Here is a 21,138-nt window from a genome sequence, read left to right as displayed (position 1 = left end):
GCTGAATCCATATACGCGACAAATCGTCACCGGATGCGAGGAAATCAGCCCCCGTCGCGCAGGCGCCTGGTCAGGCTTTCAAACAGGGTCAAGGTCTCGGGGCTGACGTGGTGCTCTATGCCCTCCGCATCGGCCTCGGCGGTCTCTCCCGTGACGCCGAGCGCGATCAGGAATTCGTGCACGATCCGGTGCCGTTCGCGCGACGCTGCCGCCATTGTCTCGCCCGCCGGGGTCAGGGCGATCGAGCGGTAGGGTTTGGTTTCCACCAGCCCGTCCCGCTGCAGCCGCTGCAGGGCCTTGGCCGCCGTCGCCGGCGCGACGCCGAGGCAATCGGCCAGGTCGGTCAGCCGCGCCGAGCCGGTTTCCGCAATCAGGTCGCCGACCAGTTCGACATAGTCCTCCGCCACCTCGCTGGAGCGGGCGTCACGCATTCGGCGAAAGGCGGCGGCGCGTCGGGCGGCGCCGGGAACCTGGACCACATCGGTCTCCTGAAACGCACGGACGGGTCCGTGCGCGACCACCCTAGACGAGGCGGCGAGCGATTTCATCGTCCTGTCGTCTTAGGTCCGCATGAGGTCGGCATGGTATCGAGGCTTCCGATGCGTCTGTTCCGCCCCGCCCTTCTGGCCCTGATGCTGGTCGCCGCCCCGGCGCTTGCCCAGGCGCCCGCCGCGTCGCCGATCCCGGCCGCCGCCGAGCCGGTGCAGTTCTATGTTTTCAGCTTCACCGACACGCCCGTCGCCGAGGCCGCCCAGGACGTGGTGGGCGGAGCCCTCGCCTGGGACCTGACCATCGATCCGGCGGTCGACGGCCTCGTTACCTTCCGCGCCGACGGCTGGTACACCGGGGAGGCGCTGCTGAAGGATTTCGGGACCGCCCTGCTGGATCAGGACATCGCCCTGATGCGCACGGGCGCCGGCGCCTACGCCGTCATCCCGCGCGCCAATGTGCCGATGATGCTGGCGCGAGGCGGCGTGCTGATGACCCTGGCCGAGCCGACGACGGCGCGCCCGCCGACGCCCGCCGCGACCGGCGGCGCGCCGACCGCCGTCTATGGCAAGGACCGCTGGTGGGACGGGGCCTTCACCGCCCTCTTGATCTTCTTCGGCGGAGCCCTGGCGGGCGGCGCCGCCCTGTTCGGCGGCCAGACTGTCTATCGCCGGGTGGAGGCCCGGGGACGGATTGCGCCGCCCCTGCTGCGTCTGACCGACCAACGCCAGCCTGTCTCTCGCCCGCCCGAGGGCGCCGAGGCCGATCCTGATCTGGTCATTCCGCGGTTCGCGCCGCGCCGAAACGACCACTAATCCCGATCATCCCCGCCTTCACGGGGATTAACGGAGTGGGGCGGTCTAGAAAACCTCGTCCACCTCTGGCTGAAGCCGGGGGTCGCGCGCAATCGGTTCCGGACGCGTCGGATCGAGCCGCACCGGCTCCGAGCGCCGCAGCCGATCGTAGGCGTCCTGCGCATCCTGTGCGACCGAGGCGCTGTCGCGCAGGATCGTCGGCTTGAGGAAGATGAACAGGGTCCGCCGCGTCTGGCTGTCACGCCGCGAGCGGAAGGCCGCGCCGATCAGCGGCAGACTCCCCAGGCCCGGAACCCGGCTATTTGCGGTCTGACGGTCGTCGGTGACCAGGCCGCCCAGCACGATCGTCTCGCCGTCGTCGGCCAGGGCCGAGGTCTGCAGGCTGCGCCGGTTGGTGACCAGATCCGCCGCCCCGATGATCGCCGTCGGCACCAGCGAGGAAATCTCCTGGCTGACCTCAAGCCGCACCACGCCGCCCTCGTGCACCCGGGGAACGACCCGAAGCGTCAGGCCCACATCCTCACGGCTGATGGTGGTGAAGGGATTGGTCGAGTTGCCGTCCGTGGCGAAACTGCCGGTGCGGAACGGCACATTCTGGCCGACCACGATCTCGGCCGCCTCATTGTCCAGCACGGTGATGCTGGGCGAGGACAGCAGGTTGGCCGCATTGTTGGTGCCCACGGCCTGCAGCAGCAGGCCGAAGTCGCCCTCCGACCCCGCCGCCAGCGACAGGCCCGCGCCCAGCAGGCGCCCGGCCGGATAGCCCAGCGCGCTCAAAACCGTGCCCAGGTCGCTCCCCGCGTTGGAGAAGCCGGTGCCCCCGACCACGCCGTCGGCCGGGACCGCGCCGCCGAGGCCCAGCTGTACCCCGATCTGCTCGCCCAGTTCGCCGGTGATCTCGACGATGGCGACCTCGATCTTCACCTGGGCGCGGCGCAGGTCGAGCTGGCTGATGACATCCTCAAGCATGTCCACCGTCGCGGGCGGGCCGCGCATGACCACGGCGTTCAATTCGGGCGAGGCCTGCACCGTCACGCCGTCCAGGGTGAAACCGTCGGCGCGGGCCGGCGACCCGGATGCGGGCAAGGAAGCCGCCGCGCCATCGCCCGACGTCAAGGCGCTGGCCGCCATGGCCGCCGTGTCCCGGTTGGAGGCGCTGAGGCTGGCCAGTCCGGTATTGCCCCGCAGAGACCGCGCCACCGGGTTGTTCGCCGACGGCTCGCCGCCCAGAAGGCCGCGCACGATCTCGGTGATCGACTCGGCGTCGGAGTTCCTCAGACGCACGACCCGCGTGACCGGCGTCGCCCCGCCCGGGGTGTCGAGCGCCGCGACGATCGATCGGGCCTGGGCCAGGTCGGCCGCGTCGCCCCGGATCAACAGGACGTTGGAGCGCTCGTCGGCCGTCACGCGCGGCCCGCCGGCGTCAGATCCCAGCAGGGCGCTGACCGAGGCCGCCACCTCGGTCGCGGAGGCGTGGCGCAGGGCAATGCTGTCGAACGAGGTCCCGCCGCCCTGATCAAGGGTCGCGGCCAGCTGCTGCACCCGGCGGATGTTCTCGGCGTAGTCGGTGACGACGACAGCGTTCGGTTCGGTCAGGGCCTCGATGGCGCCGAAGGACGACACCAGCGGCCGCAGGGCGCGCACGGCCTGATCCGACGGCAGATTCCGCAGGCGGACCAGACGGGTCACGATCTGCTGGTTGGAGGTGGCGGCTCCGGTCTCCGACGCCCCGCTCTGGACCACGGTCGCCTGGGGCACGACGCGCCAGAGATTGCCGCTGCGCACTGCCGCGAAACCCGAAGTCCGCAGCACCGAAAGGAACAGCTCCCACACGCCATTGCGGCTCAACGGTTCGGCCGAGACGACGTTGACCTGCCCCTGCACCTGCGGGTCCAGCACCAGGGTGCGGCCGGTGATGCGGCTGACCTGTTCGGCGACATCCTTGATGTCGGCGCCGCGCATGTTGATGACAACGTCCTGCATGGCGACGGGCGCGGGGGCCACGGTCTGGGCCATGGAGGCGGTCCCGACGGGGCCGGCGGCGAGGCTGAGGGCCAGCACGCTGGTGGTGGTCAGGCGGAGAAACTTCGTCACGCCGGGCTCCTAGCGAAGGGGAAAGTTGAGGGTCAGACGGCGTCCGTCACGGACGACCACCACGCGCGCCTGTCCGGCGGACCGGGCGCGTTCGAAGAGCTGCTGATCCGAGCCCGCATCGCCGACCGCCTGGCCGTTCAACGTCTCGATCACATCGCCGGGCTGCAGGCCGAAGCGACGCAGCTCGGGTGAGGGATTTGGGCCGATACGATAGCCTGACGCCGTCGCTGTCACGCCTGCCGCGCCGGCGGCAGCGGCGACACTCGGCGTGGGTCCCGCGTCCGCGACGCGCGGCGCCGGCTGCGAGGCCGCCGCCGCCGCCGCCGCACTGGCCACGGGCGAGGACATCGCCAGGGCCGCCGCCGCTGCCGGCGATTGCGGCGGCTGGACCGGCATCACGGTGATCCCCGCGGCCGGCGTCGCGTTGGACACAGTGGCCGGATCGATCGCGACCGGCTCGGGGAAGTCTAGCCGCTGGCGCGCGCCGCCGGAGGACAGGATGACATGGTCCACCTCGATGGTTTCGATCACCGCGTCGCCGACCGGCGTCTGGCCGATGCCATAGATGGCTGCCGGGCCTTCGCCGATCGCGATCAACGCCGTCGAGGCGGCGGGCGGATAAGCCATCAGGATGCCTTTCAGCACCAGACCCAGGGTCGAGGCCGGCAGGCCGCCCGCCGCGACTGCCCCGCCGAAGGGCGCCAGCGACACGATCCGCGCCAGATCCGCATCGGCGCCCGGCGCCGCGGCGCCGCCCAGAGGCGCGAGCCTTTCGGCCACGGCGACCTCGTCGCGTCCGTCGTCCCAGCCGGTCAGCCGCCAGGTGAGCCCCGCCAGAGCCAGAGCCAGCGATCCCACGACCACGACGCTGACGACCCTCAGCGCGATTTCGTCCCTGCGTTCGGGGGTCATGCCGCCGCTCCCCGATCGACGAAGCCCGACAGCCGCACAGCCTCGTTCCCCGACCCCGCCGGAGACACCGCGACATCCACGGCGACCAGATCGGGATCGTCCGTATTCCGCCGCGCGACCCGCACGTCCCAGTCGCGATCCATCATGCGGACCACCGACACGTCCGCCGTCTGCATCGGACCTTCGAGATTCAGCTCGACCAGCCGGTTCTCGGCGACCCACTGGGCCACCACCCTCTGCTCCAGGCCGCGCACGCCGTCGACATGGGCCTGGGTCGCGCGCGTCAACCCCACCGTGGCGATGGCCAGGATGAACAGGGCGACCAGCGCCTCCATCAGGGAATAGCCGTGCTTCATGCCGGAGCCTCGTCGCTCACCGGCTCGGCCACGGCGTTCAGTCCGTCGAAAGTCACACGCCAGCGGCGGTCTCCCTTGGCCAGGCCGAAGGCCGCGACCGGCTGGGCGCCGTCGGGGTCGATCGCCACCGGCGAAGCTACGCCCAGCCCGACCATCCGGACGCCCGCCGGCAGCGCATGCCGCTCGGCCAGGGCATCGACCACGCCGGTCGTGCCCGCGTCGCCGCGCACGAAGCCATAGCCCTCGCCGTCAAAGGCCAGCGACAGGGGTCGGCGCGTCACCAGCACATCGTCGGCCGCCAGCCTCAGCCGGTCCGCCAGACGGTTGGCCTCGGTCTCGACACCCGTCCCGCGATCAGCCGCGCCGACGCCCAGAGTGACGACGCCCGCCATGACCCCGACGATGGCCAGCACGACCAGGATCTCGACCAGGGTCATCCCGGAGCGTCGCTTCAGACTGCGTCCCCCGACACGACCCATCAGCGCGTGCGTTCGTTCAGGTCGGCGTCGAGCTTCTCGCCTCCCTCCTCGCCGTCCTTGCCGTAGGACAGCAGGTCGTAGGCGCCGCCCGTGCCTGGGCTGCGATAGACGTAGGGCTTGCCCCAGGGATCGGTCGGGACCTCGGTTAGATAGGGTTCGGCCGGATAGGCGCGCGGCTCCGGCGGCGTGGTCGGACGGGACGCCAGCGCCTCCAGCCCCTGCTGCGTCGTCGGATAGTCGCCGTTGTCGAGGCGATACATGCGCAGAGCGGTCGCGATGGTCTTCAGGTCGGTCTTGGCCACGGTCACCCGCGCCTCGTCAGGGCGGCCGATGACATTGGGCACGATCAGCACGGCGACCACGGCGATGATGGCCAGCACCACGATCATCTCGACCAGAGTCAGACCCGCACGCCGCCCATCAAGACGACGGTCAAGCTTGTGACGCTTGGACAAAGTAACCATGACACTTTTTCTCGACGGCTTAGCCAGTGGCGACAGGCTTGTTTTCGCTGCTATAGACCGGGTCAACGCCTCCGACCACGCCATTCTATTGAGTTCCGCCAATGCTCGGTCGACCCGCCCGTTCGAACCTTCCGAGCCGAGGCTTATGGCGCATCGTCGATGACAGAATCATAGCAGTCGACCGGACCTATGCGGGGCCGACGACGGTTCTGGTCCCTTCGGAAGACGTCCTGACCCTGACGGTCGACCTGCCCTTCCCGACTCGCGCCCAGCGCGTCGCCAACCTCGCCTATGCGCTGGAGGATGCCGTCGGCGAGCCCCTGGCCACCCTGCATTTCGCCCTCGGCATGGAGGTCGCCCCGCGCCGCCACATCGCCGGGGTCGTGCGCCACGCCCGGATGAAGTCGTGGATCGCCCTGCTGGCAGAGGCCGAGCTCGAACCGTCGATCCTGCTGCCCGACGCCCTCACACTGCCGATGCCGTCGCCGGGCGCCTGGGTGGTCAAGGCGGAGGCGGATCGCGCCCTGGTCCGCACCGACAACGGCGCCGGATTCGCCCTGCCGCTTTCGGCCATCGACGCGGCCTGGACCGCCGCGGGCAAGCCCCGCCTCCAGACCATCGGCGATCCCCTGCCAGAGGCCCTGGCCGACGGGGTCGAGCACGAGGCCGCCCTGCTCGGGTCGATGGGAGAGACGGTCGCCGTCCTGCCGCCGCTCGACCTGCGTCAGGGCCCTTGGGCCGCGACCCGCTCCGGCGGGCCGAGCACTGCCCGGACCCTCGCCCTGGTCGCCGGAATCGGCGTCCTGGCCCACATCAGCATCCTCGGCATAGATACCCTCCTGCTGCACAGCATGGCGGAGAAGAAGGAGGCTGAGACCCGTTCCCTGCTCCAGTCCGTCGCTCCGCAGATCGCGGCCGAAGACGATCTGATCGCCGCCGCCGGCCGCGTCCTGCCCTCCGCAGGCGGCGGCGTCCGCCCCTTCACCCGGCTGCTGGCCCAGACCTCGGGCGCCCTGCCGGGCGCGGGCGCCGTGGCCTTCAACTCCGCCGTCTATGCGCCCGGTTCGCTCGACCTCGGCGTTGCCGTCTCGGACGCCGCGACACTGGATCGGGCGGTCGCCGCCCTGAACGCCTCGGGCCTGACCGCGACCGGAACCCCCGCGGCCGTCGACGCCACCCAGGCGACCAACGGCCTCAACGCCACCATACAGATCACGCCGGGAGGCGCCGGATGAGGTCCCCCGCCCTCGACAACGCCGCCGCCTGGATGGCGTCGCGTTCGCGTCGCGAACAGGCGATGATCGCCTTCCTCGGCGGCCTGATCGTCATCGCCATCGTCTGGCTGGCCATCCTGCGCCCCCTGCTCGACGCCCGCGCCACGGACATCGGCCGCATCGCCGCCTATGAGCAGGTCATGGTCGATGTCCGCACCGCGGGCGGCATCGTCGCCCCGACCGCCGCCCTGTCCGGCCCGCTGCAGACCGCCATCCCGACCCAGGCCGCGACCTTCGGCATCATCCCCACGATCACCGGCGACGACAGCTCAGCGGAGGTCAGCGTGACCGGCGCCCGCTACGACGCCGTCATTCCCTGGCTGGCGGCGCTGGAGGCCTCCGGCGCCACCCTGTCCTCTGTCAACATCCGGCGCGGGGCGTCCGAAGGCGTCGTGGACGTCTCCCTGCGCGTAACTCAATCATGAGCCTCTCTTCATACCCTGCACCCCGGCGAGGGCCGGGGCCCGGATCACAGTGGCTGTCGGCCGGGATGAGTCGACACGCCTTCGGCCCCAACATTCCCGTTCGCAATCTGGACCCCGGCCTTTGCCGGGGTGCACGGAGGGGATGATGAGCCTCGCCGAAGACACCGCCCCGACCGCCAGCCTCGCCTACGGGTTCGCCCGCCGGCGCGGGGCCATGATCCTGCGGCCTTCAGGAGAGGGGGGCGACCGGCCCGTCTGCCTGCACCGCCGCTCGGCGACGCTGGAGACCCTGCTGGAGGTCCGCCGCGTCAATGGCGCCGACATCGCCTTCGAGGCCGTGGACGACGACCGCTTCGACGCCATCCTGCGCGAACAGACCGGAGGCGAGGCCGCCCCCGCTGCCGACTACGCCGCCTCCGAGGACGATCTTGCCGCCCTGGCCGAGGACGCGGCCGCCGTCGACGACCTGCTCGACAGCCGCGACGACGCGCCGGTAGTCCGCCTGATCAACGCCCTGCTGCTCCAGGCCATCCGCGACGGCGCCTCCGACATCCATATCGAGGCTGAGGAAAAGCGGCTGGTCGTCCGTTTCCGCATCGATGGGGTCCTGCGCGAAGTGCTGCAGCCCGCTCGCGCCCTCGCCCCGCTGCTGGTCAGTCGCATCAAGGTCATGGCCCGCCTGGACATCGCCGAGAAACGCGTCCCCCACGACGGGCGCGTGACCCTGCGCATCGGCGGCCTCGACGTCGACGTCCGCGTCTCGACCATCCCGTCCCAGCACGGCGAGCGCGTGGTCCTGCGTCTGCTCGACCGGGGCTCGACGTCGCTGGATCTGGCCCAACTGGGCATGAGCGACCGCGACCTCGAGACGTTCGAGCGGATGATCACCCGACCGCACGGCGTCATCCTGGTCACCGGTCCGACCGGCTCCGGCAAGACCACCACCCTCTACTCCGCCCTGACCCGGCTGAACGACCGCCGCCGCAACATCATGACGGTCGAGGACCCGATCGAATACGCGCTCGACGGCATCGGCCAGATGCAGGTCAACGCCCGTATCGACCTGACCTTCGCTCGCGGCCTGCGCGCCATCCTGCGTCAGGACCCCGACGTCATCATGGTCGGCGAGATCCGCGATCACGAGACGGCCGAGGTCGCCGTGCGCGCCTCCATGACCGGCCACCTGATGCTGTCGACCCTGCACACCAATACGGCGGTCGGCAGCGTGACCCGGCTGATCGACATGGGGGTCGAACGCTATCTGCTGGCCCCCATGCTATCGGGCCTGATCGCCCAGCGTCTGGTCCGCCGCCTCTGCCCCCACTGCAAGTCGCCGGCTGAGGCGACCCAGGCCGACAGCGAGATGACCGGGGGCGTGGTCCCGGTCGGGGCCCGCATCTTCCGTCCCGTCGGCTGCCCCGAGTGCCGGGGCGAGGGCTACAAGGGCCGGCTCGGAGTGTATGAGGTCATCGAGATCGACGGCGAGATGCAGCAGGCCATCCATGACGGCGCGGCCGAGGCCGACCTGATCCGCCTCGCCCGCCAGCGCGGCCCGGGCCTTCTGGAAGACGGCGCCGCCAAGGCCCTGGCCGGCGAGACCTCCGTCCAGGAAGTCGCCCGCGTGGTGCGGGAAGACGCCTGATGCCCGTGTTCGCCTTCCAGGCCGTGGATGCGGAAGGCAGGCCGCACAAGGGGACCATCGAGGCCGCCTCCGACGTCGGCGCGCGCCAGCTGGTCCGCGACCGGGGCCTGCTCCCCACCGCCGTCGCCCTGGCCGGAGAGCGCCGCAAGACCGACCTGTCCAAGGGCATCGTCATCTTCCAGCAGGGCATCAGCTCAAAGACCCTGTCGGCCGTCACCCGCCAGCTCTCGACCCTGATCGGCTCGGATATCCGCATCGAGGAGGCGCTGCGCATCGCCGCCCAGCAGACCGAGGGCCAGCCCATCGGCGTCGTCCTGACCGACGTCCGCTCCGCCATTCTCGAGGGCCGCAGCTTCGCCGCCGCGTTGGGGCGTCATCCGAAAGTCTTCCCCGAATTCTACCGCGCCTCGATCGCCGCCGGCGAACAGTCGGGCAAGCTGTCGACCGTCCTCGCCCACCTGACCGAGTTCGTCGGCAATCAGGAGAAGGCCCGTCGCAAGGTCCAGCTGGCCCTGCTCTATCCGGCGCTGCTGGCGGGGGTGTCCCTGCTGATGATCACACTGATGATGATCTATGTCGTGCCCGACATCGTGAAGGTGTTCGTCTCGCGCGGCGCCGAACTGCCCTTCCTGACCCGCGCCCTGATCGCGCTCTCGGCCTTCGTCCAGACCTTCGGCGTCTATGTCATGATCGCGCTCGTCATCGCCGGGATCGCCTGGAACCGCTGGCTGGCCGTGCCCGCGAACGCGCGCCGCTTCGCCGAATTCCTGCTGAAGACCCCGCCCTTCGCCGGCTTCGTCCAGCACCTGAACGCCGCCCGGTTCGCAGGATCGCTGGCCACGCTCGTCCGCTCCGACGTGCCCCTGGTCGAGGCGCTTCAGGCATCGGCCGCCGTCACCCCGAACCGCTTCGCCCGCGAGCGCGCCATCCTCGTCGCCGCCCGCGTTCGCGAGGGCTCGTCCCTGCGCCGCGCCATGGCCGAGGCCGAGATCTTCCCGCCCCTTCTGCTGGCCATCGTCGCGGCCGGCGAACAGTCGGGCAAGCTCGGCCACGGTCTGGAACGCGCCGCCCAGGATCTGGAACAGGAGCTGGACTCCCTCGTCCAGGCCCTCGTCTCCCTGGTCGAGCCTGGCGTGCTTCTGGTGATGGGCGGGATCGTTCTGCTGATGGTGCTGGCCATCCTCATGCCGATCGTGAACCTCAACAACCTCGCCGGCCTGTGAGCCGACGACAGACATTCCGGTCGCCTCCCCGTCGGCCGCTTGGCCGATGGGGAGGTGGCGGCGAGCCCTTGCGAGCTGACGGAGGGGTTATTCGTGGACGCGGAAAGAACCCCTCCGTCTCTCCGCTTCGCTGCGAGCCACCTCCCCATCGGCCAAGCGGCCGACGGGGAGGAGACCGTTTGGCGTGGCCACCCTACAGCGACGTCTCGATCGACACCGGCGCCCCGACGCCGGGGATCAGGCCGACGCCGCCCGGCTCGATGGAGGCCGTCAGCCCGCCGTCCGCCTGCACCCGCGCCTTCATCACCTCGGCGGCCGTATCCGCCCGCGCAAACACGACCGTGGTCGCCGCTCCGTCCGCCGAGACCGTCCCGTTCAGCGCCGGCAGAGGGGTCGCCGCCCCGCCGCCGGAAGGCGCGCAATCGCCGGGCGAGACCGGGATCGTCCCCGCCCCTTCCGGCCTCCCCTTGAGCGACAGCCGCGCCACGTCGAACCGCATCACCGACGAACAGGCGAACGGCAGGCCCGGCGCTGCCGCATTGATCAACCGCATCGACGCCGTCCCCTCCAGGTCGCGCACCAGCACCCGCCCCGGCCGCGCCAGAACCTGCGCCGTCGCCGCCGTGTCCGGCCCGCGCAGACCCAGCCGCAGCGCCCCCGACAGATGCAGGATCGAGGAGAAGGGCGTCACCGCCCAGCGCGCCCCGAACCCGCCCGGCATGGCCCGCTCTCCGGCCCAGACCGTCCCGACCGCCTGCCGCTCCCCGTTGGAGGAGCGGGCGACGATGATCTCGGACGGCGCCATGGCGATCAGGCCGAGCGCATACGCCCCGACCGCAACGCCGGCCAGCACCACGCGCCAGCGCGTCACCTTCACCGTCAGCCGCTCGAACTGAAATGCGCCCGCAGCCCGGCCGCCTTCCCCCTCGCGTGTTCTCCAGACCTTCAGCATGGCCGTCTCTCCGTTCGTCCCCGGATAACACGCGAGCGCGGGATGCGAAGCGCCGTCGCAAAGGTTTCACCCTGATCGAGGTGCTGATCGCCATGGCCCTGTTCGCCTTGATCGGCGTGGCCGGTTTCACCCTGCTGAACAGCGTCCTGCGCACCCAGGACGCCACCGACACCCGGCTCGGCCGGATGGCGGAGATCCAGCGCGCCATGCTGGTCGTCTCCTCCGACCTCGACCAGATCACCGGCTCGCTCGGTGGCGGCGCCTCGTCCCTGTCGTTGCAGAAGGCGGACATCACCGGCGGCATCGTCAATGTCTGCTACGACCTCAACGGCGACGCCCTGACCCGCACCATCACCGGCGCGGGCGGCGAGCGGGTTCAGACCCTGCTGACCCAGGTCTCTTCCCTGCGCTGGACATTCCACCGCCGTCGCGGCGACTGGCTCGACGCCTGGCCCCAGCCGCAGCAGCCCGCCCTGCCCCTGACCGGTCCCGACGGCCGGCCCCTCGCGACCGGCCCGGCCCCTGACGAAGGCGTCACCGCCGTGGCGCTCGACATCACACTGACCGGTGTCGACGGCCAGCCGACCGCCACCCTGCGTCGGGTCGCCTCCATCCCGCTGATGGAGCCGGCGCCCCCCGTGGTCGCGCCATGAGGCTGAAGCTGACCCGCCGCGAGGGCATGATCCTGCTCAACGTCCTGCTGGTCCTGGCCGTCGCCAGCGTCGCGGTCCTGATCATGGTCTCGACCCAGGACATCGAGGTCCAGCGCTCCACCCGCCTGCGCGACGCCGCCCAGGCCAATGCCTACGCCCGCGCCGGAGAACTGTCCGCCGTCACCACCCTGCGTCGCGACGCCCTCGTCGCCGCCGGAACCGACAACCTGGCCGAGCCCTGGGCCCAGTTGGGTCAGCAGGCCATCGCCGTTCCCGGCGGCCGTTTCGCCCTGGCGATCGAGGACGAGCAGTCCCGCTTCAACCTCAACGCCATGCAGTCCGGCGAGGCCGCCCCCATCGCCCTGTTCCAGGCCATCGGCGCCTCGCTCAACCTCGACCCGACGTCCCTGATCCGCATCGCCTCGGTCGTCCGCGTCGCCGGCCCCCTGACCGACGACAGTCTGATCGTCGCCGCCGGAGTCCCCCGCACCGACCTCGACAGGCTGGCCCCCTATGTCGTCATCCTTCCCGAGGACGCGACCATCAACCTGAACACCGTCGGCCTGCCCCTTCTGACCCTGATGACGAAAGACTCCGAGGTCGCCGGCAAGCTGCTGGCGGTCCGGGCCCGCAACGGCCTGCTGAACCCGGCCGACCTCGCGACCGAAGGCGCCCCGTCTCTGCCCGGGACCGGCTTCACCTCGAACTACTACCGCGTCATCACCACCGTCACGGTCGGCGACGTGACCCAGGCGCTCGACAGCCGCATCGCCCGCATCCGCCGCGACCGCGCGGTCGACGTCGTGGTGACCGGGCGGCGCCGCACGGCAGGCTGAGGTCAGCCCTGGCCTGCGCCGCCGCACGCTCGCGCCGACTGGCCGTCACCTGCGCGCCGATTTCCAGCCCCGACGCAGCAAAGAAAAGGCCGGAGAAGGTTTCCCCTCCCCGGCCCAGTTCGCGCTCAGGAGTGAACGCTCCCTAGAAGCGGTACCGCGCGCCGAAATAGAACTGGCGGCCCGTGTGGTGGTAGACCGACGTCGACTGACGGCTGCCGTCGCCGACGTACTGGTGGTTCTCCTCGTCCGTCAGGTTCAGACCTTCGAAGGTCAGGCTGACCTGTTCCGTCAGGTTGAAGGACGACGAGACATCCCAGTTGAGGGTCTCGTTCTTGCCCTCGATCAGGTTGCCGTTCCGGCCCGGGACGTTCTGCAGATACTGCTGGCGGTAGGAGGCCGAGACCCGCGCCGAGAACCGGTCGTCCTCGTAGTAGAGGGTGCCGTTCCAGGCTTCCGGCGACAGGTTGATCAGGTCGTTGGTCACGAAGGTCGCGCACAGTGCGTCGCTGCAGTAGTCGATCTCCGATTCGACGTGGGTGTAGTTCAGCTGGACGCCCGTGTTCTCCAGGAAGCCCGGCAGGAAGCGGAAGGGCTGCTGGTAGCTGATCTCGAAGCCCTTCAGCGGGCCGCCCTCGGTGTTCACCGCCGAGGTCAGCTGGAAGACGGTCGAGCCGGAGCAGGCGGCGGTGCACAGGCTGGGATCGAACGCCGACGGGTTCAGACCGGTCAGGGCCGTGTACGGCAGGTCCTGACGGATGATCTGAATGTAGGTGTCGATGTCCTTGTAGAAGTAGGCGAAGGACAGCAGGCTTTCCGGGGCGAAATACCATTCGACGGTGAAGTCGTAGGTCTTGGCGCGGAACGGTTCCAGGTTCACGTTGCCGATGCTGGCCGTGAAGTTCGGGCCCGTCGCCGCCAACGAGGTGGTCGGCACCAGATAGTTGGTCCCGGCCAGGGTGTTGCCGATCTGCGGACGCGCCATGACCTTGGCGGCGCCGAAGCGGACGATCAGGTCCTCCATCGGCTCGATGGCGAGGTTCAGCGACGGCAGGAGGTCGTCGTACCTGTTCTCGCCACGGACCCGCGTGCCGCCGCCGGTCGAGGAATAGCCCTCGGCGATCAGCTCGGTATAGGCCTTGCGCACGCCGACGTTGCCGCGGAACGGCATCCCGCCGAGATCGGTGTTGAAGTCCGCCTGGACGTAGAAGGCGAAGTCATTCTCCTCGATCGTGCGGTTGCCGCCACGAGCGTTGCCGTTGGTGATGCTGGTCAGGGTGAAGTCCCCGCCCGCCACGCCCGTGTTGCAGTTGCAGTAGATGTTGAACAGGCTGGCGACGGCGTCGAGGTTCGGACGAACCCACGACGAGGCCGTGCCACCGGGGATCAGGTTGGTCCCGAAGCCGGTCAGCAGGTTGGTGATGCTGGCGATCGTGGCGCCGGCCGGCAGGGTCGGAACGACCGTCTCGTCCGTCCGACGGAACTCGTACGAATCGGACAGATAGGTCTTGCCGTTCAGGCCGGCCTTCAGGGTCAGCCAGTCATTGACGTCCCAGGCGACATCGCCCGAAACCGCTTCGAAGGTGGTGTCCACGCCGTTCGGACGCAGACGGATTTCCGAGCGCGGCAGGGCAGCCAGGGTGGTGCCCAGGCTGACGTCGCGCCAGGCCCAGTTGGCCGGATTGGCGACGTCGAAGCCGTAGTTGATGACCGGGGTGTTCGGGTTGTTGCGGAAGTCGAAGGAGTAGCCCTGGACGTTCTGGCGATCGAGGGTGACCGTCGTCTGGACCGGGTTGGAGAACTCCGACTGGGCCCGGCCGATGTAGAACTTGCCGCGCAGGGTGTCGGTGAACTGACGGTCGATGGTGAAGTTGACCTGGGTGAACTCGGTCGCCAGCTCGTCATAGCGCTGCTCGGATCGGACATCGACGTTGTCGAAGACGCCATAGACCAGGGCATTGTTCTCGACCGCCGCCTGACGCACGGCGATCTGGGTCTGGCCGCCGGCGGCCGCGTTGCGGCTGAACGACAGGGATTCCAAGAAGTCTTCCTGACGGGTCGCGTCCAGCTTCGAATACAGGATGTCCAGGCTCATGACCGTGTCGTCATCGGGCTTGAACTGGAACGAACCGGTGACGCCCAGACGCTCCTGGTGGTGGGTCAGGCGACCATAGCGCGGCAGGCGCGGGACGAAGACGCCAGCCTGGTTGGCGGTGTTGTAGGCGGCGATGTTCTCGGCGGTGCCGGCCGGACGGTTCACGCCGACGGCGCAGTTGGTGGCCGAACTTCCGTTGGTGGTGTTGTTGGTCGGGTTCTGGGGAGCGAGCCCAAACGGCGAGCAGAAGCCGCCCGAGTTGGTCGAACCCGGCGCTGCGGCCGGGGCCCAGCGCACGGAGCTGAAACCTTCTTCCCACAGGTCACGCTCGGAATAGGCGACCGACACCAGGGCGCCGAACATGCCGTCGTTCCAGGTGTTGGACAGCAGCAGGGCGCCGCGCGGGTTGGTCGTTTCCGACAGATCGTTGTAGCCGCCCTGGACCGAGGCCGCGAGGGTGAAGCCGTCATAGTCGAACGGGCGCGTGGCCTGCAGGTCGATGGTCGCGCCCAGCGAGCCCTCTTCGGTCTCGGCCGCGGCCGTCTTGCGCACGGTGATCGAGTTGAACAGCTCGGAGGCGAACACATTGAAGTCGAAGCCACGGCCGCGGTTGGCGCCGCCCGAGGAGTCCGTGCCGCCCGTGGTGGCCTGGGCTTCCATGCCGTTGATGCGGGTGCGGGTGAAGTCCGACGACAGGCCGCGAACCGTGATCGAACGACCTTCGCCGGCGTCGCGGTCGATGGAGACGCCCGGGATGCGCTGAACGGCTTCGGCCAGGTTCAGGTCGGGGAAGTCGGCGATATCCTCGGCGACGATGGCGTCGACGACGCCCGCCTCGCGACGCTTGATGCTGAGCGCCGCGTCGAGCGAGGCGCGGAAGCCGGTGACGACGATCTCGTCAACCTGGGTCTCTTCGTCATCCTGCGCGGGTGCGGTCTGGGCGGATGCCGACGCGACCCCGAGGGTCAGCGCGATGGCCAGGCCGGACACACCGGCCACAAGCCCTTGACGGAGTGCGCACGGGCGCCCCTGACGATACTGATACATAGTGCCTCCTCCCAAGGAATGTCATGACGCCGGCTTCCTGCCGATCTGTTATCGTCGGACCGGGGCCTTCCCCGTGACCGTTTGACACCGGTATCATTTGCAGACCACAAACGATCTGACACCGGTATCAATGGCGAGCCTAACCCGATGAAGACCCATCTTGCAACCCGTCTCGCACAGGCAAGCGTGGCAGCTGGCATTCTCGCCACAGCCGCTGGCTGCGCCACGGCCTCCGCCCCTGCGCAGGCCGATGCGACCGTGGTCGTGGCCTTTCCCGGCGCGCTCGGTGCGGGTCGTGAGGCCGTCGGCGGACGCGGCGGAGCAGTGCTCCGCGTCACCAACCTGAACGATTCGGGCCCGGGCAGCCTGCGCGCCGCCGTCGAGACAGACGGCCCGCGCACGGTCATCTTCGACATCGGCGGCACGATCCGGCTGGCGATCCCGCTACGCATCCGCGAACCGCGCATCACCCTCGCCGGACAGACCGCGCCCGGCGGCGGCATCACCCTTCGCGGCCAGCCCCTGCTGATCTCGGCCGACGATGTGGTCGTCCGCTACATCCGGTCACGGCTCGGCGACGAGGACGGGGTGGAGACCGACGCGATCACCATTGATCGGGGCGAACGCATCATCCTGGACCATGTCTCCGCCTCATGGTCAGTGGACGAGACCCTGTCGATCGGCAGCCGCGACCGGGTCATCGACGCCGTCACCGTCCAGTGGTCGATCATCGCCGAGAGCCTGAACCTGTCGGCCCATTCGAAAGGCGACCACGGCTATGGCTCGCTGGTGCGCGGCAATCGCGGCGCCCGCTTCACCTTCCACCACAATCTTTGGGCCGCCCACCGCGCCAGAATGCCGCGCCCCGGCAACTATCTGACGCCCGACATTGATCCGGTCGGGCCCCGGTTCGAGTTCAGCAACAACGTCTTCTACGACTGGGGCCAGGGTCACGCGGGCTACAACTCCGACAAGGATCCGGCGACGGTCTCGACCTATGTCTTCGCCGGCAATGCCTACAGGCGCGGCCCGGACTCCACCGGCGCGGTGATCTTCGAGGAAGAGTCGACGGCGGCTCACGCCTGGTTTGAGGCCAACAGCATCGACGGGGTCGTGCCGGCTGATCCCTGGGCGCCGGTCACGGGCGACGACACGCCCGGCTATCGTCTGACCGCCCTGCCCGACTGGGCCATGGGCGCGACCGGAACAGCGGATCAGGCCTTCGCGTCAGTGCTGGCCGGGGCCGGGGCCGCCCATGCCCGGGATGCCGTGGACGCCCGCATCCTCGCCGGCGTCGTGGACGGCACGGGCCGGATCATCAACAGCCAGACCGAGGTTGGCGGCTGGCCCGATCTCGCCCCCGGAACGCCCTGGATCGACACCGACGCCGACGGCATGCCCGACATGTGGGAGACCGCCAACGGGCTTGATCCAGCGTCGCCCGACGGCGCGGCCGACCGCGACGGCGACGGCTACACCAATCTGGAAGACTGGCTGAACAGCCTGGCCGGCTAGGTCTTGTCGGGATCTCCGTCCCGGAACCGCCACTTCATGATCAGCACCCCGCTCGCCATCACCAGCGCCGCCGCATTGGCGACGATGATAGGCCAAGCCCCGCTCAGCACCCCGTAGACGACCCACAGCACGAAACAGATCACCGTCAGGGAATAGGTCTTCAGCGACACCGACGAGGCGTCCCGCGTCTTCCAGATCTTGATCATCTGCGGCGCGAAACTAACCATCGAACAGGCCGCCGCCGCCGTGCCGAACACATTGGCGATCAGGTCGCTCACGCCTTGCCCCTGGCGCGTGATTGGGCAGCGGGCTTGCGCTCGGCGGCCGGCGTCGCGGCCCTCGGCTGGACCGCCTCCACGTCTTCGGCCCGAACCGCAGGCTTGCCCGTGATGGCCCGCGCCGGCTTGCCCGCATGGACTTCCCGCCCGCGCTTCTCGACCTCCTCCAGGATCTTGTCGAGCTCCCGTTCGGTCAGGTGTTCGATGCCGATGAACCGCGCGTCGGCCTTCTTCACCGCATAGACCAGCTCGTCCAGCTTCGCCTGCATCGCGGCGCCGTCGCGATTCTGGGTGTTCTGGATCAGGAAGACCATCAGGAAGGTGATGATGGTCGTGCCGGTGTTGATCACCAGCTGCCAGGTCTCGCTGAACTGGAACACTGGCCCCGTCACCGCCCAAATGACGACGATCATCAGGCATCCGATGAAGGTCCAGGGCTTGCCCGCCACCTTGGCGGTCAGGGTGGCGAAACGAACGAACAGCTTTTCCATCGCCGACAAAGTGCACCGCCCGGGGTCAGGTTCCTAGATCGGCTATCGGATTCAACGCGTCGAGACGATCAGGGCTGCGCCACCACCGGCGCCAGCACCGAGGCCACCTCCCCCAGGTCGTCGATGGATCGACGCAGGACGGCGGGCCGGTACGCATGGGTCGCCTGCTCGAAGGCGTAGCCGAGCGACAGGATGCGCGCGTCGTCCCACTTCGCCCCGATGAAGCTCAGCCCCACCGGCAGCCCCTGCACGAACCCCATCGGCACGGTCAGATGCGGATAGCCCGCGACCGCCGGCAAGGTCGACGCCGCGCCCAGATAGTGATCGCCGTTGACCACATCGATCGACCACGCCGGTCCGACCGTCGGAGCGACCAGGGCCACGACCGCGTTCCGGCTCAGCAGCCGGTCGATCCCCTCTGCGCCCGCCAGCCTCAGAGAGGTCTCGCGCGCCGCAATATATTCCGGATCGTCCAGCCCCCGCGTCGCCTCGGCCTTGATGAAGGTTTCCTGCCCGGACAGGGCCATCTCGCGCGGCGTGGCGATATTGAAGGCGATGACGTCGGCCAGGGTCCGGGTGCGCACCTGCTCCGGATCGGTGGAGGCCAGATAGGCGTTCAGGTCGGCCTTGAGTTCATAGTGCAGCACGGTCGTCTCGGCCTCGCCGATGGCCTCCATGTCGGGCCCGTCGGTGATCTCAACCAGCACCGCCCCGGCCTCGCGCAGGGCCTGCAGCGTCTGTTCGAACACCACGTCCGTGCCGGGCGAATAGCCGGCCAGGAACCGCGCCACCCCGATCCGGGTGCCGCGCAGCGAGCCGGCGTCCAGCGCGGCCCGGAAGTCGACCTTCCGCGCATCCGCCTCAGCCGTAGCCGGGTCGGCGGGGTCGCTACCGGCGATGACCGACAACAGGATGGCCGCGTCCTCGACGGTGCGCGTCATCGGCCCGGCCGTGTCCTGCGAATGGCTGATCGGCACGATGTGCGTGCGCGAGACCATCCCGACGGTCGGCTTGAAGCCGACGATGCCGTTGATCGCGGCCGGGCAGACGATCGACCCGTCCGTCTCCGTCCCGATCGCCGCGGGGGCCAGTCCCGCCGCCACCGCCGCGCCGGAGCCCGAGGACGAGCCGCAGGTGTTGCGGTCCAGCGCATGCGGATTGCGGGTCAGGCCGCCCACCCCGCTCCATCCGGACACCGAGGCCGACGAGCGGATATTGGCCCACTCCGACAGGTTGGTCTTGCCCAGGATGACCGCGCCCGCCGCTCTCAGCCGCGCGACCAGAGGCGCGTCCCGCCCCGGCGCGTTGTCGAGCAGCGCCATCGAGCCGGCGGTCGTCGGCATGTCGGCCGTCTCGATATTGTCCTTGAGCAGGATCGGCACGCCGGACAGGGGGCCCGGCGCGAACACGCCCGGCTCCATCACTTCGAGATCGCTGACCGCAATCACCGCGTTGATCGGCTGATCCGAACCGACCCCGGTCGACGCGATCAGCGCCATCGAGGCGCTCAGAGCTCCCGGGGCCAGCGTCGGGTCCGCGATCAGGGCGGCCACGGTCGGCGGCTGGTATCGGGGAGCGTCCTGGCCCAGGTCCCAGCTGCCGTCGCCATTGGGCGTGGCGCATCCCGCCAGAGTCAGGGCGGCCAAGGTCAGGCCGAGAAGCATGCCGCGCCGGATCATCATTGTGCGTCCTGACCGGCCGGGGCCGGTTCGCCCGGCGCCCGTCGCGCCATCGTCTTCTGCTCGAAGGCATAGCCCAGCGACAGCACCGTCGCGTCCCGCCAGGCGCCGGCCATGAAGCTGATCCCGACCGGCATGCCGCGATCCATCCCCATAGGGACGGTCAGGTGTGGATAGCCGGCGACGGCCGCGAGCGTGCTGGCCGAACCCTGCCCCTCGTCCTGATCGTCGCGGTCGTTGGTCCAGGCGCGCGAGGTCGTCGGCGAGACCAGGGCCACAACCCGGTTCTCCGCCATCATCCGGTCGATCCCCTCGACGCCCGACAGCCGCAGCGAGGTCTCCCGCGCCGTGACATAGGCCGGATCCTCCAGCCCGCCGGTCGCCTCGGCGCGCTCAAACAGCTCCTGTCCGAACAGCACGGTCTCGCGCGGATCGGCTGCGTTGAAGGCGATGACGTCCGCCAGGGTCCGCGTCGGCACCTGTTCCGGGTCGGTCGAGGCCAGATAGGCGTTCAGGTCGACCTTCAGCTCGGTCAGCAGCACCGTCAGCTGCGCCCCGCCTATGGCCCGCATGTCCGGCCCCTCGGTGATCTCGACCAGCTCGGCGCCGGCGTCGCGCATGGCCTGCAGCGACCGTTCGAACGCCGCCTTCGTATCATCCGAGAAGGTGATCGCCATGAACCGCAGCACCCCGATCCTCGCGCCGCGCAGGGAGTCCGCATCGAGGGCGGCGACATAGTCGACCTTGCGCGTGTCCGCCTCGGCTGTCGCGGCATCCATAGGGTCCGATCCGGCGATGGCGGTCAGGACCAGGGCCGCATCATGCACCGTGGTAGCGATGGGTCCGGCGGTGTCCTGGGAATGGCTGATCGGCACGATATGGGTGCGGCTGACCAGTCCTACGGTGGGCTTGAACCCGACGACGCCGTTGACCGAGGCCGGGCAGACGATGGAGCCGTTGGTCTCCGTGCCGATGGCGACGGGCGCCAGTCCGACGGCGACCGCGACCGCGCTGCCCGACGAGGAGCCACAGGCCGTCCGCGTCGCATCATAGGGGTTGGGCGTCAGACCGCCGACCGCGCTCCAGCCGCTGATCGACCGGGTCGAGCGGATGTTGGCCCACTCCGACAGATTGGTCTTGCCGAGGATCAGGAAGCCCGCCGTTCGCAGCCGCGTCACCAGGGGCGCATCCCGTCCCGGCGCATTGTTCGCCAGCGCCAGCGACCCCGCCGTCGTCGGCATGTCCGCCGTCTCGATATTGTCCTTCAGCAGGATCGAGAGGCCGTCGCCCCCGTCCGCATAGTATGCGTCAAGGCTCTCCATCGAAGCCCAGCGGATGACGGCATGCGATGACGTCGCGTCCTCTCGGCAGTGGAGGCCAGCGACCGCCGAAGCGACGTCAATTCCACCGCCGCCCGCGATC

Annotated in this window: 20 protein-coding genes; 8 read left to right on the top strand and 12 right to left on the bottom strand. The window is 69.6% G+C overall.

Features of this window, described 5'->3' with window-relative positions; translation table 11 throughout:
- Window positions 1-44: 44 nt before the first annotated feature.
- A complete protein-coding gene (mntR, locus tag ACP7A5_RS13725; RefSeq protein ID WP_426042440.1) occupies window positions 45-548 on the bottom strand; it encodes a manganese-binding transcriptional regulator MntR in 504 nt (167 codons plus the stop codon).
- Window positions 549-581: 33 nt separating this feature from the next.
- Here mntR and ACP7A5_RS13720 point away from each other — a divergent pair, with 33 nt between their 5' ends.
- Window positions 582-1,304 (top strand): hypothetical protein, encoded by a 723-nt coding sequence (locus tag ACP7A5_RS13720; RefSeq protein WP_426042439.1) that lies wholly within the window; start codon window positions 582-584, stop codon window positions 1,302-1,304.
- Between the two features lie 45 nt (window positions 1,305-1,349).
- On the opposite strand, the gene gspD is transcribed toward ACP7A5_RS13720, so the two are convergent.
- Genes gspD through gspG form a run of 5 tightly spaced genes read right to left on the bottom strand, consistent with a single transcriptional unit; the run spans window position 1,350 to window position 5,609 of the window.
- Window positions 1,350-3,398, bottom strand: a complete 2,049-nt coding sequence (gene gspD / locus ACP7A5_RS13715) for a type II secretion system secretin GspD (protein WP_426042438.1) — start codon at window positions 3,396-3,398, stop codon at window positions 1,350-1,352.
- A 9-nt stretch (window positions 3,399-3,407) separates the two neighbouring features.
- Window positions 3,408-4,310 carry a type II secretion system protein N gene (locus ACP7A5_RS13710; RefSeq protein ID WP_426042437.1) on the bottom strand — a complete coding sequence of 301 codons (903 nt, stop codon included), beginning with the start codon at window positions 4,308-4,310 and terminating at the stop codon, window positions 3,408-3,410.
- The gene (gspI, locus tag ACP7A5_RS13705; RefSeq protein WP_426042436.1) at window positions 4,307-4,666 is read right to left on the bottom strand and encodes a type II secretion system minor pseudopilin GspI; all 360 of its coding nucleotides are present in this window, start codon (window positions 4,664-4,666) and stop codon (window positions 4,307-4,309) included. The genes ACP7A5_RS13710 and gspI overlap by 4 nt, the downstream gene beginning before the upstream one ends.
- Complete coding sequence (locus tag ACP7A5_RS13700; protein WP_426042435.1) at window positions 4,663-5,145, bottom strand: prepilin-type N-terminal cleavage/methylation domain-containing protein; 483 nt, start codon at window positions 5,143-5,145, stop codon at window positions 4,663-4,665. Before ACP7A5_RS13700 ends, gspI begins: the two co-directional genes overlap by 4 nt.
- On the bottom strand, window positions 5,145-5,609 hold the full coding sequence (gene gspG / locus ACP7A5_RS13695; RefSeq protein WP_426042434.1) for a type II secretion system major pseudopilin GspG: 465 nt from the start codon (window positions 5,607-5,609) through the stop codon (window positions 5,145-5,147). The genes ACP7A5_RS13700 and gspG overlap by 1 nt, the downstream gene beginning before the upstream one ends.
- A 101-nt stretch (window positions 5,610-5,710) precedes the next feature.
- On the opposite strand from gspG, the gene gspL reads away from it, so the two are divergent.
- From gspL to ACP7A5_RS13675, 4 genes are all read left to right on the top strand, one after another.
- Entirely contained in the window at window positions 5,711-6,844 is a 1,134-nt protein-coding gene (gspL, locus tag ACP7A5_RS13690; protein WP_426042433.1) for a type II secretion system protein GspL, read from the top strand.
- Entirely contained in the window at window positions 6,841-7,308 is a 468-nt protein-coding gene (gene gspM / locus ACP7A5_RS13685) for a type II secretion system protein GspM (protein WP_426042432.1), read from the top strand. Before gspL ends, gspM begins: the two co-directional genes overlap by 4 nt.
- Before the next feature lie 145 nt (window positions 7,309-7,453).
- Window positions 7,454-8,950, top strand: coding sequence for a type II secretion system ATPase GspE (gene gspE, locus ACP7A5_RS13680; protein ID WP_426042431.1), 1,497 nt, complete (start codon window positions 7,454-7,456; stop codon window positions 8,948-8,950).
- Window positions 8,950-10,173, top strand: coding sequence for a type II secretion system F family protein (locus tag ACP7A5_RS13675; protein ID WP_426042430.1), 1,224 nt, complete (start codon window positions 8,950-8,952; stop codon window positions 10,171-10,173). The genes gspE and ACP7A5_RS13675 overlap by 1 nt, the downstream gene beginning before the upstream one ends.
- A 193-nt stretch (window positions 10,174-10,366) precedes the next feature.
- Here the strand turns inward: ACP7A5_RS13675 and ACP7A5_RS13670 are convergent, their stop codons facing one another.
- Window positions 10,367-11,125 carry a hypothetical protein gene (locus ACP7A5_RS13670; protein WP_426042429.1) on the bottom strand — a complete coding sequence of 253 codons (759 nt, stop codon included), beginning with the start codon at window positions 11,123-11,125 and terminating at the stop codon, window positions 10,367-10,369.
- Between ACP7A5_RS13670 and ACP7A5_RS13665 the strand changes: the two genes are divergently transcribed.
- Window positions 11,071-11,778, top strand: a complete 708-nt coding sequence (locus ACP7A5_RS13665) for a prepilin-type N-terminal cleavage/methylation domain-containing protein (protein WP_426042428.1) — start codon at window positions 11,071-11,073, stop codon at window positions 11,776-11,778. The genes ACP7A5_RS13670 and ACP7A5_RS13665 overlap by 55 nt on opposite strands.
- The gene (locus ACP7A5_RS13660) at window positions 11,775-12,614 is read left to right on the top strand and encodes a general secretion pathway protein GspK (protein ID WP_426042427.1); all 840 of its coding nucleotides are present in this window, start codon (window positions 11,775-11,777) and stop codon (window positions 12,612-12,614) included. Before ACP7A5_RS13665 ends, ACP7A5_RS13660 begins: the two co-directional genes overlap by 4 nt.
- A 142-nt stretch (window positions 12,615-12,756) precedes the next feature.
- Here ACP7A5_RS13660 and ACP7A5_RS13655 read toward each other — a convergent pair whose 3' ends face one another.
- Window positions 12,757-15,705 (bottom strand): TonB-dependent receptor, encoded by a 2,949-nt coding sequence (locus ACP7A5_RS13655; RefSeq protein WP_426042426.1) that lies wholly within the window; start codon window positions 15,703-15,705, stop codon window positions 12,757-12,759.
- Window positions 15,706-15,900: 195 nt separating this feature from the next.
- Between ACP7A5_RS13655 and ACP7A5_RS13650 the strand changes: the two genes are divergently transcribed.
- On the top strand, window positions 15,901-17,268 hold the full coding sequence (locus ACP7A5_RS13650) for a pectate lyase family protein (RefSeq protein WP_426042425.1): 1,368 nt from the start codon (window positions 15,901-15,903) through the stop codon (window positions 17,266-17,268).
- Here ACP7A5_RS13650 and ACP7A5_RS13645 read toward each other — a convergent pair.
- From ACP7A5_RS13645 to ACP7A5_RS13630, 4 genes are all read right to left on the bottom strand, one after another.
- Complete coding sequence (locus ACP7A5_RS13645; protein WP_426042424.1) at window positions 17,265-17,546, bottom strand: SemiSWEET family sugar transporter; 282 nt, start codon at window positions 17,544-17,546, stop codon at window positions 17,265-17,267. The two genes, ACP7A5_RS13650 and ACP7A5_RS13645, sit on opposite strands and share 4 nt — an antisense overlap.
- Window positions 17,543-18,037 carry a low affinity iron permease family protein gene (locus ACP7A5_RS13640; RefSeq protein WP_426042423.1) on the bottom strand — a complete coding sequence of 165 codons (495 nt, stop codon included), beginning with the start codon at window positions 18,035-18,037 and terminating at the stop codon, window positions 17,543-17,545. Before ACP7A5_RS13640 ends, ACP7A5_RS13645 begins: the two co-directional genes overlap by 4 nt.
- 68 nt (window positions 18,038-18,105) lie before the next feature.
- Window positions 18,106-19,458, bottom strand: coding sequence for an amidase (locus tag ACP7A5_RS13635; RefSeq protein ID WP_426042469.1), 1,353 nt, complete (start codon window positions 19,456-19,458; stop codon window positions 18,106-18,108).
- A gap of 257 nt (window positions 19,459-19,715) precedes the next feature.
- Entirely contained in the window at window positions 19,716-21,038 is a 1,323-nt protein-coding gene (locus tag ACP7A5_RS13630; protein ID WP_426042422.1) for an amidase, read from the bottom strand.
- Window positions 21,039-21,138 lie beyond the last annotated feature (100 nt).

The sequence above is a fragment of the Brevundimonas sp. TWP2-3-4b1 genome, from assembly GCF_049897665.1.
Taxonomy (GTDB): domain Bacteria; phylum Pseudomonadota; class Alphaproteobacteria; order Caulobacterales; family Caulobacteraceae; genus Brevundimonas; species Brevundimonas subvibrioides_B.
Note: the sequence above shows the minus strand (reverse complement) of the source record. Positions and strands in the feature narration are given on the sequence as shown.

Bases quoted from the DNA above. Each gene is read 5' to 3' on its own strand.
- gspG (WP_426042434.1), bottom strand. From the start codon at position 5,609: ATGGTTACTTTGTCCAAGCGTCACAAGCTTGACCGTCGTCTTGATGGG.
- gspI (WP_426042436.1), bottom strand. From the start codon at position 4,666: ATGAAGCACGGCTATTCCCTGATGGAGGCGCTGGTCGCCCTGTTCATC.
- ACP7A5_RS13630 (WP_426042422.1), bottom strand. From the start codon at position 21,038: ATGGAGAGCCTTGACGCATACTATGCGGACGGGGGCGACGGCCTCTCG.
- ACP7A5_RS13720 (WP_426042439.1), top strand. From the start codon at position 582: ATGGTATCGAGGCTTCCGATGCGTCTGTTCCGCCCCGCCCTTCTGGCC.
- ACP7A5_RS13660 (WP_426042427.1), top strand. From the start codon at position 11,775: ATGAGGCTGAAGCTGACCCGCCGCGAGGGCATGATCCTGCTCAACGTC.
- ACP7A5_RS13670 (WP_426042429.1), bottom strand. From the start codon at position 11,125: ATGCTGAAGGTCTGGAGAACACGCGAGGGGGAAGGCGGCCGGGCTGCG.
- ACP7A5_RS13675 (WP_426042430.1), top strand. From the start codon at position 8,950: ATGCCCGTGTTCGCCTTCCAGGCCGTGGATGCGGAAGGCAGGCCGCAC.
- ACP7A5_RS13665 (WP_426042428.1), top strand. From the start codon at position 11,071: ATGCGCCCGCAGCCCGGCCGCCTTCCCCCTCGCGTGTTCTCCAGACCT.
- ACP7A5_RS13700 (WP_426042435.1), bottom strand. From the start codon at position 5,145: ATGGGTCGTGTCGGGGGACGCAGTCTGAAGCGACGCTCCGGGATGACC.
- gspM (WP_426042432.1), top strand. From the start codon at position 6,841: ATGAGGTCCCCCGCCCTCGACAACGCCGCCGCCTGGATGGCGTCGCGT.
- gspE (WP_426042431.1), top strand. From the start codon at position 7,454: ATGAGCCTCGCCGAAGACACCGCCCCGACCGCCAGCCTCGCCTACGGG.
- ACP7A5_RS13710 (WP_426042437.1), bottom strand. From the start codon at position 4,310: ATGACCCCCGAACGCAGGGACGAAATCGCGCTGAGGGTCGTCAGCGTC.
- ACP7A5_RS13635 (WP_426042469.1), bottom strand. From the start codon at position 19,458: ATGGAGCCGGGCGTGTTCGCGCCGGGCCCCCTGTCCGGCGTGCCGATC.
- ACP7A5_RS13650 (WP_426042425.1), top strand. From the start codon at position 15,901: ATGAAGACCCATCTTGCAACCCGTCTCGCACAGGCAAGCGTGGCAGCT.
- mntR (WP_426042440.1), bottom strand. From the start codon at position 548: ATGAAATCGCTCGCCGCCTCGTCTAGGGTGGTCGCGCACGGACCCGTC.
- ACP7A5_RS13640 (WP_426042423.1), bottom strand. From the start codon at position 18,037: ATGGAAAAGCTGTTCGTTCGTTTCGCCACCCTGACCGCCAAGGTGGCG.
- gspL (WP_426042433.1), top strand. From the start codon at position 5,711: ATGCTCGGTCGACCCGCCCGTTCGAACCTTCCGAGCCGAGGCTTATGG.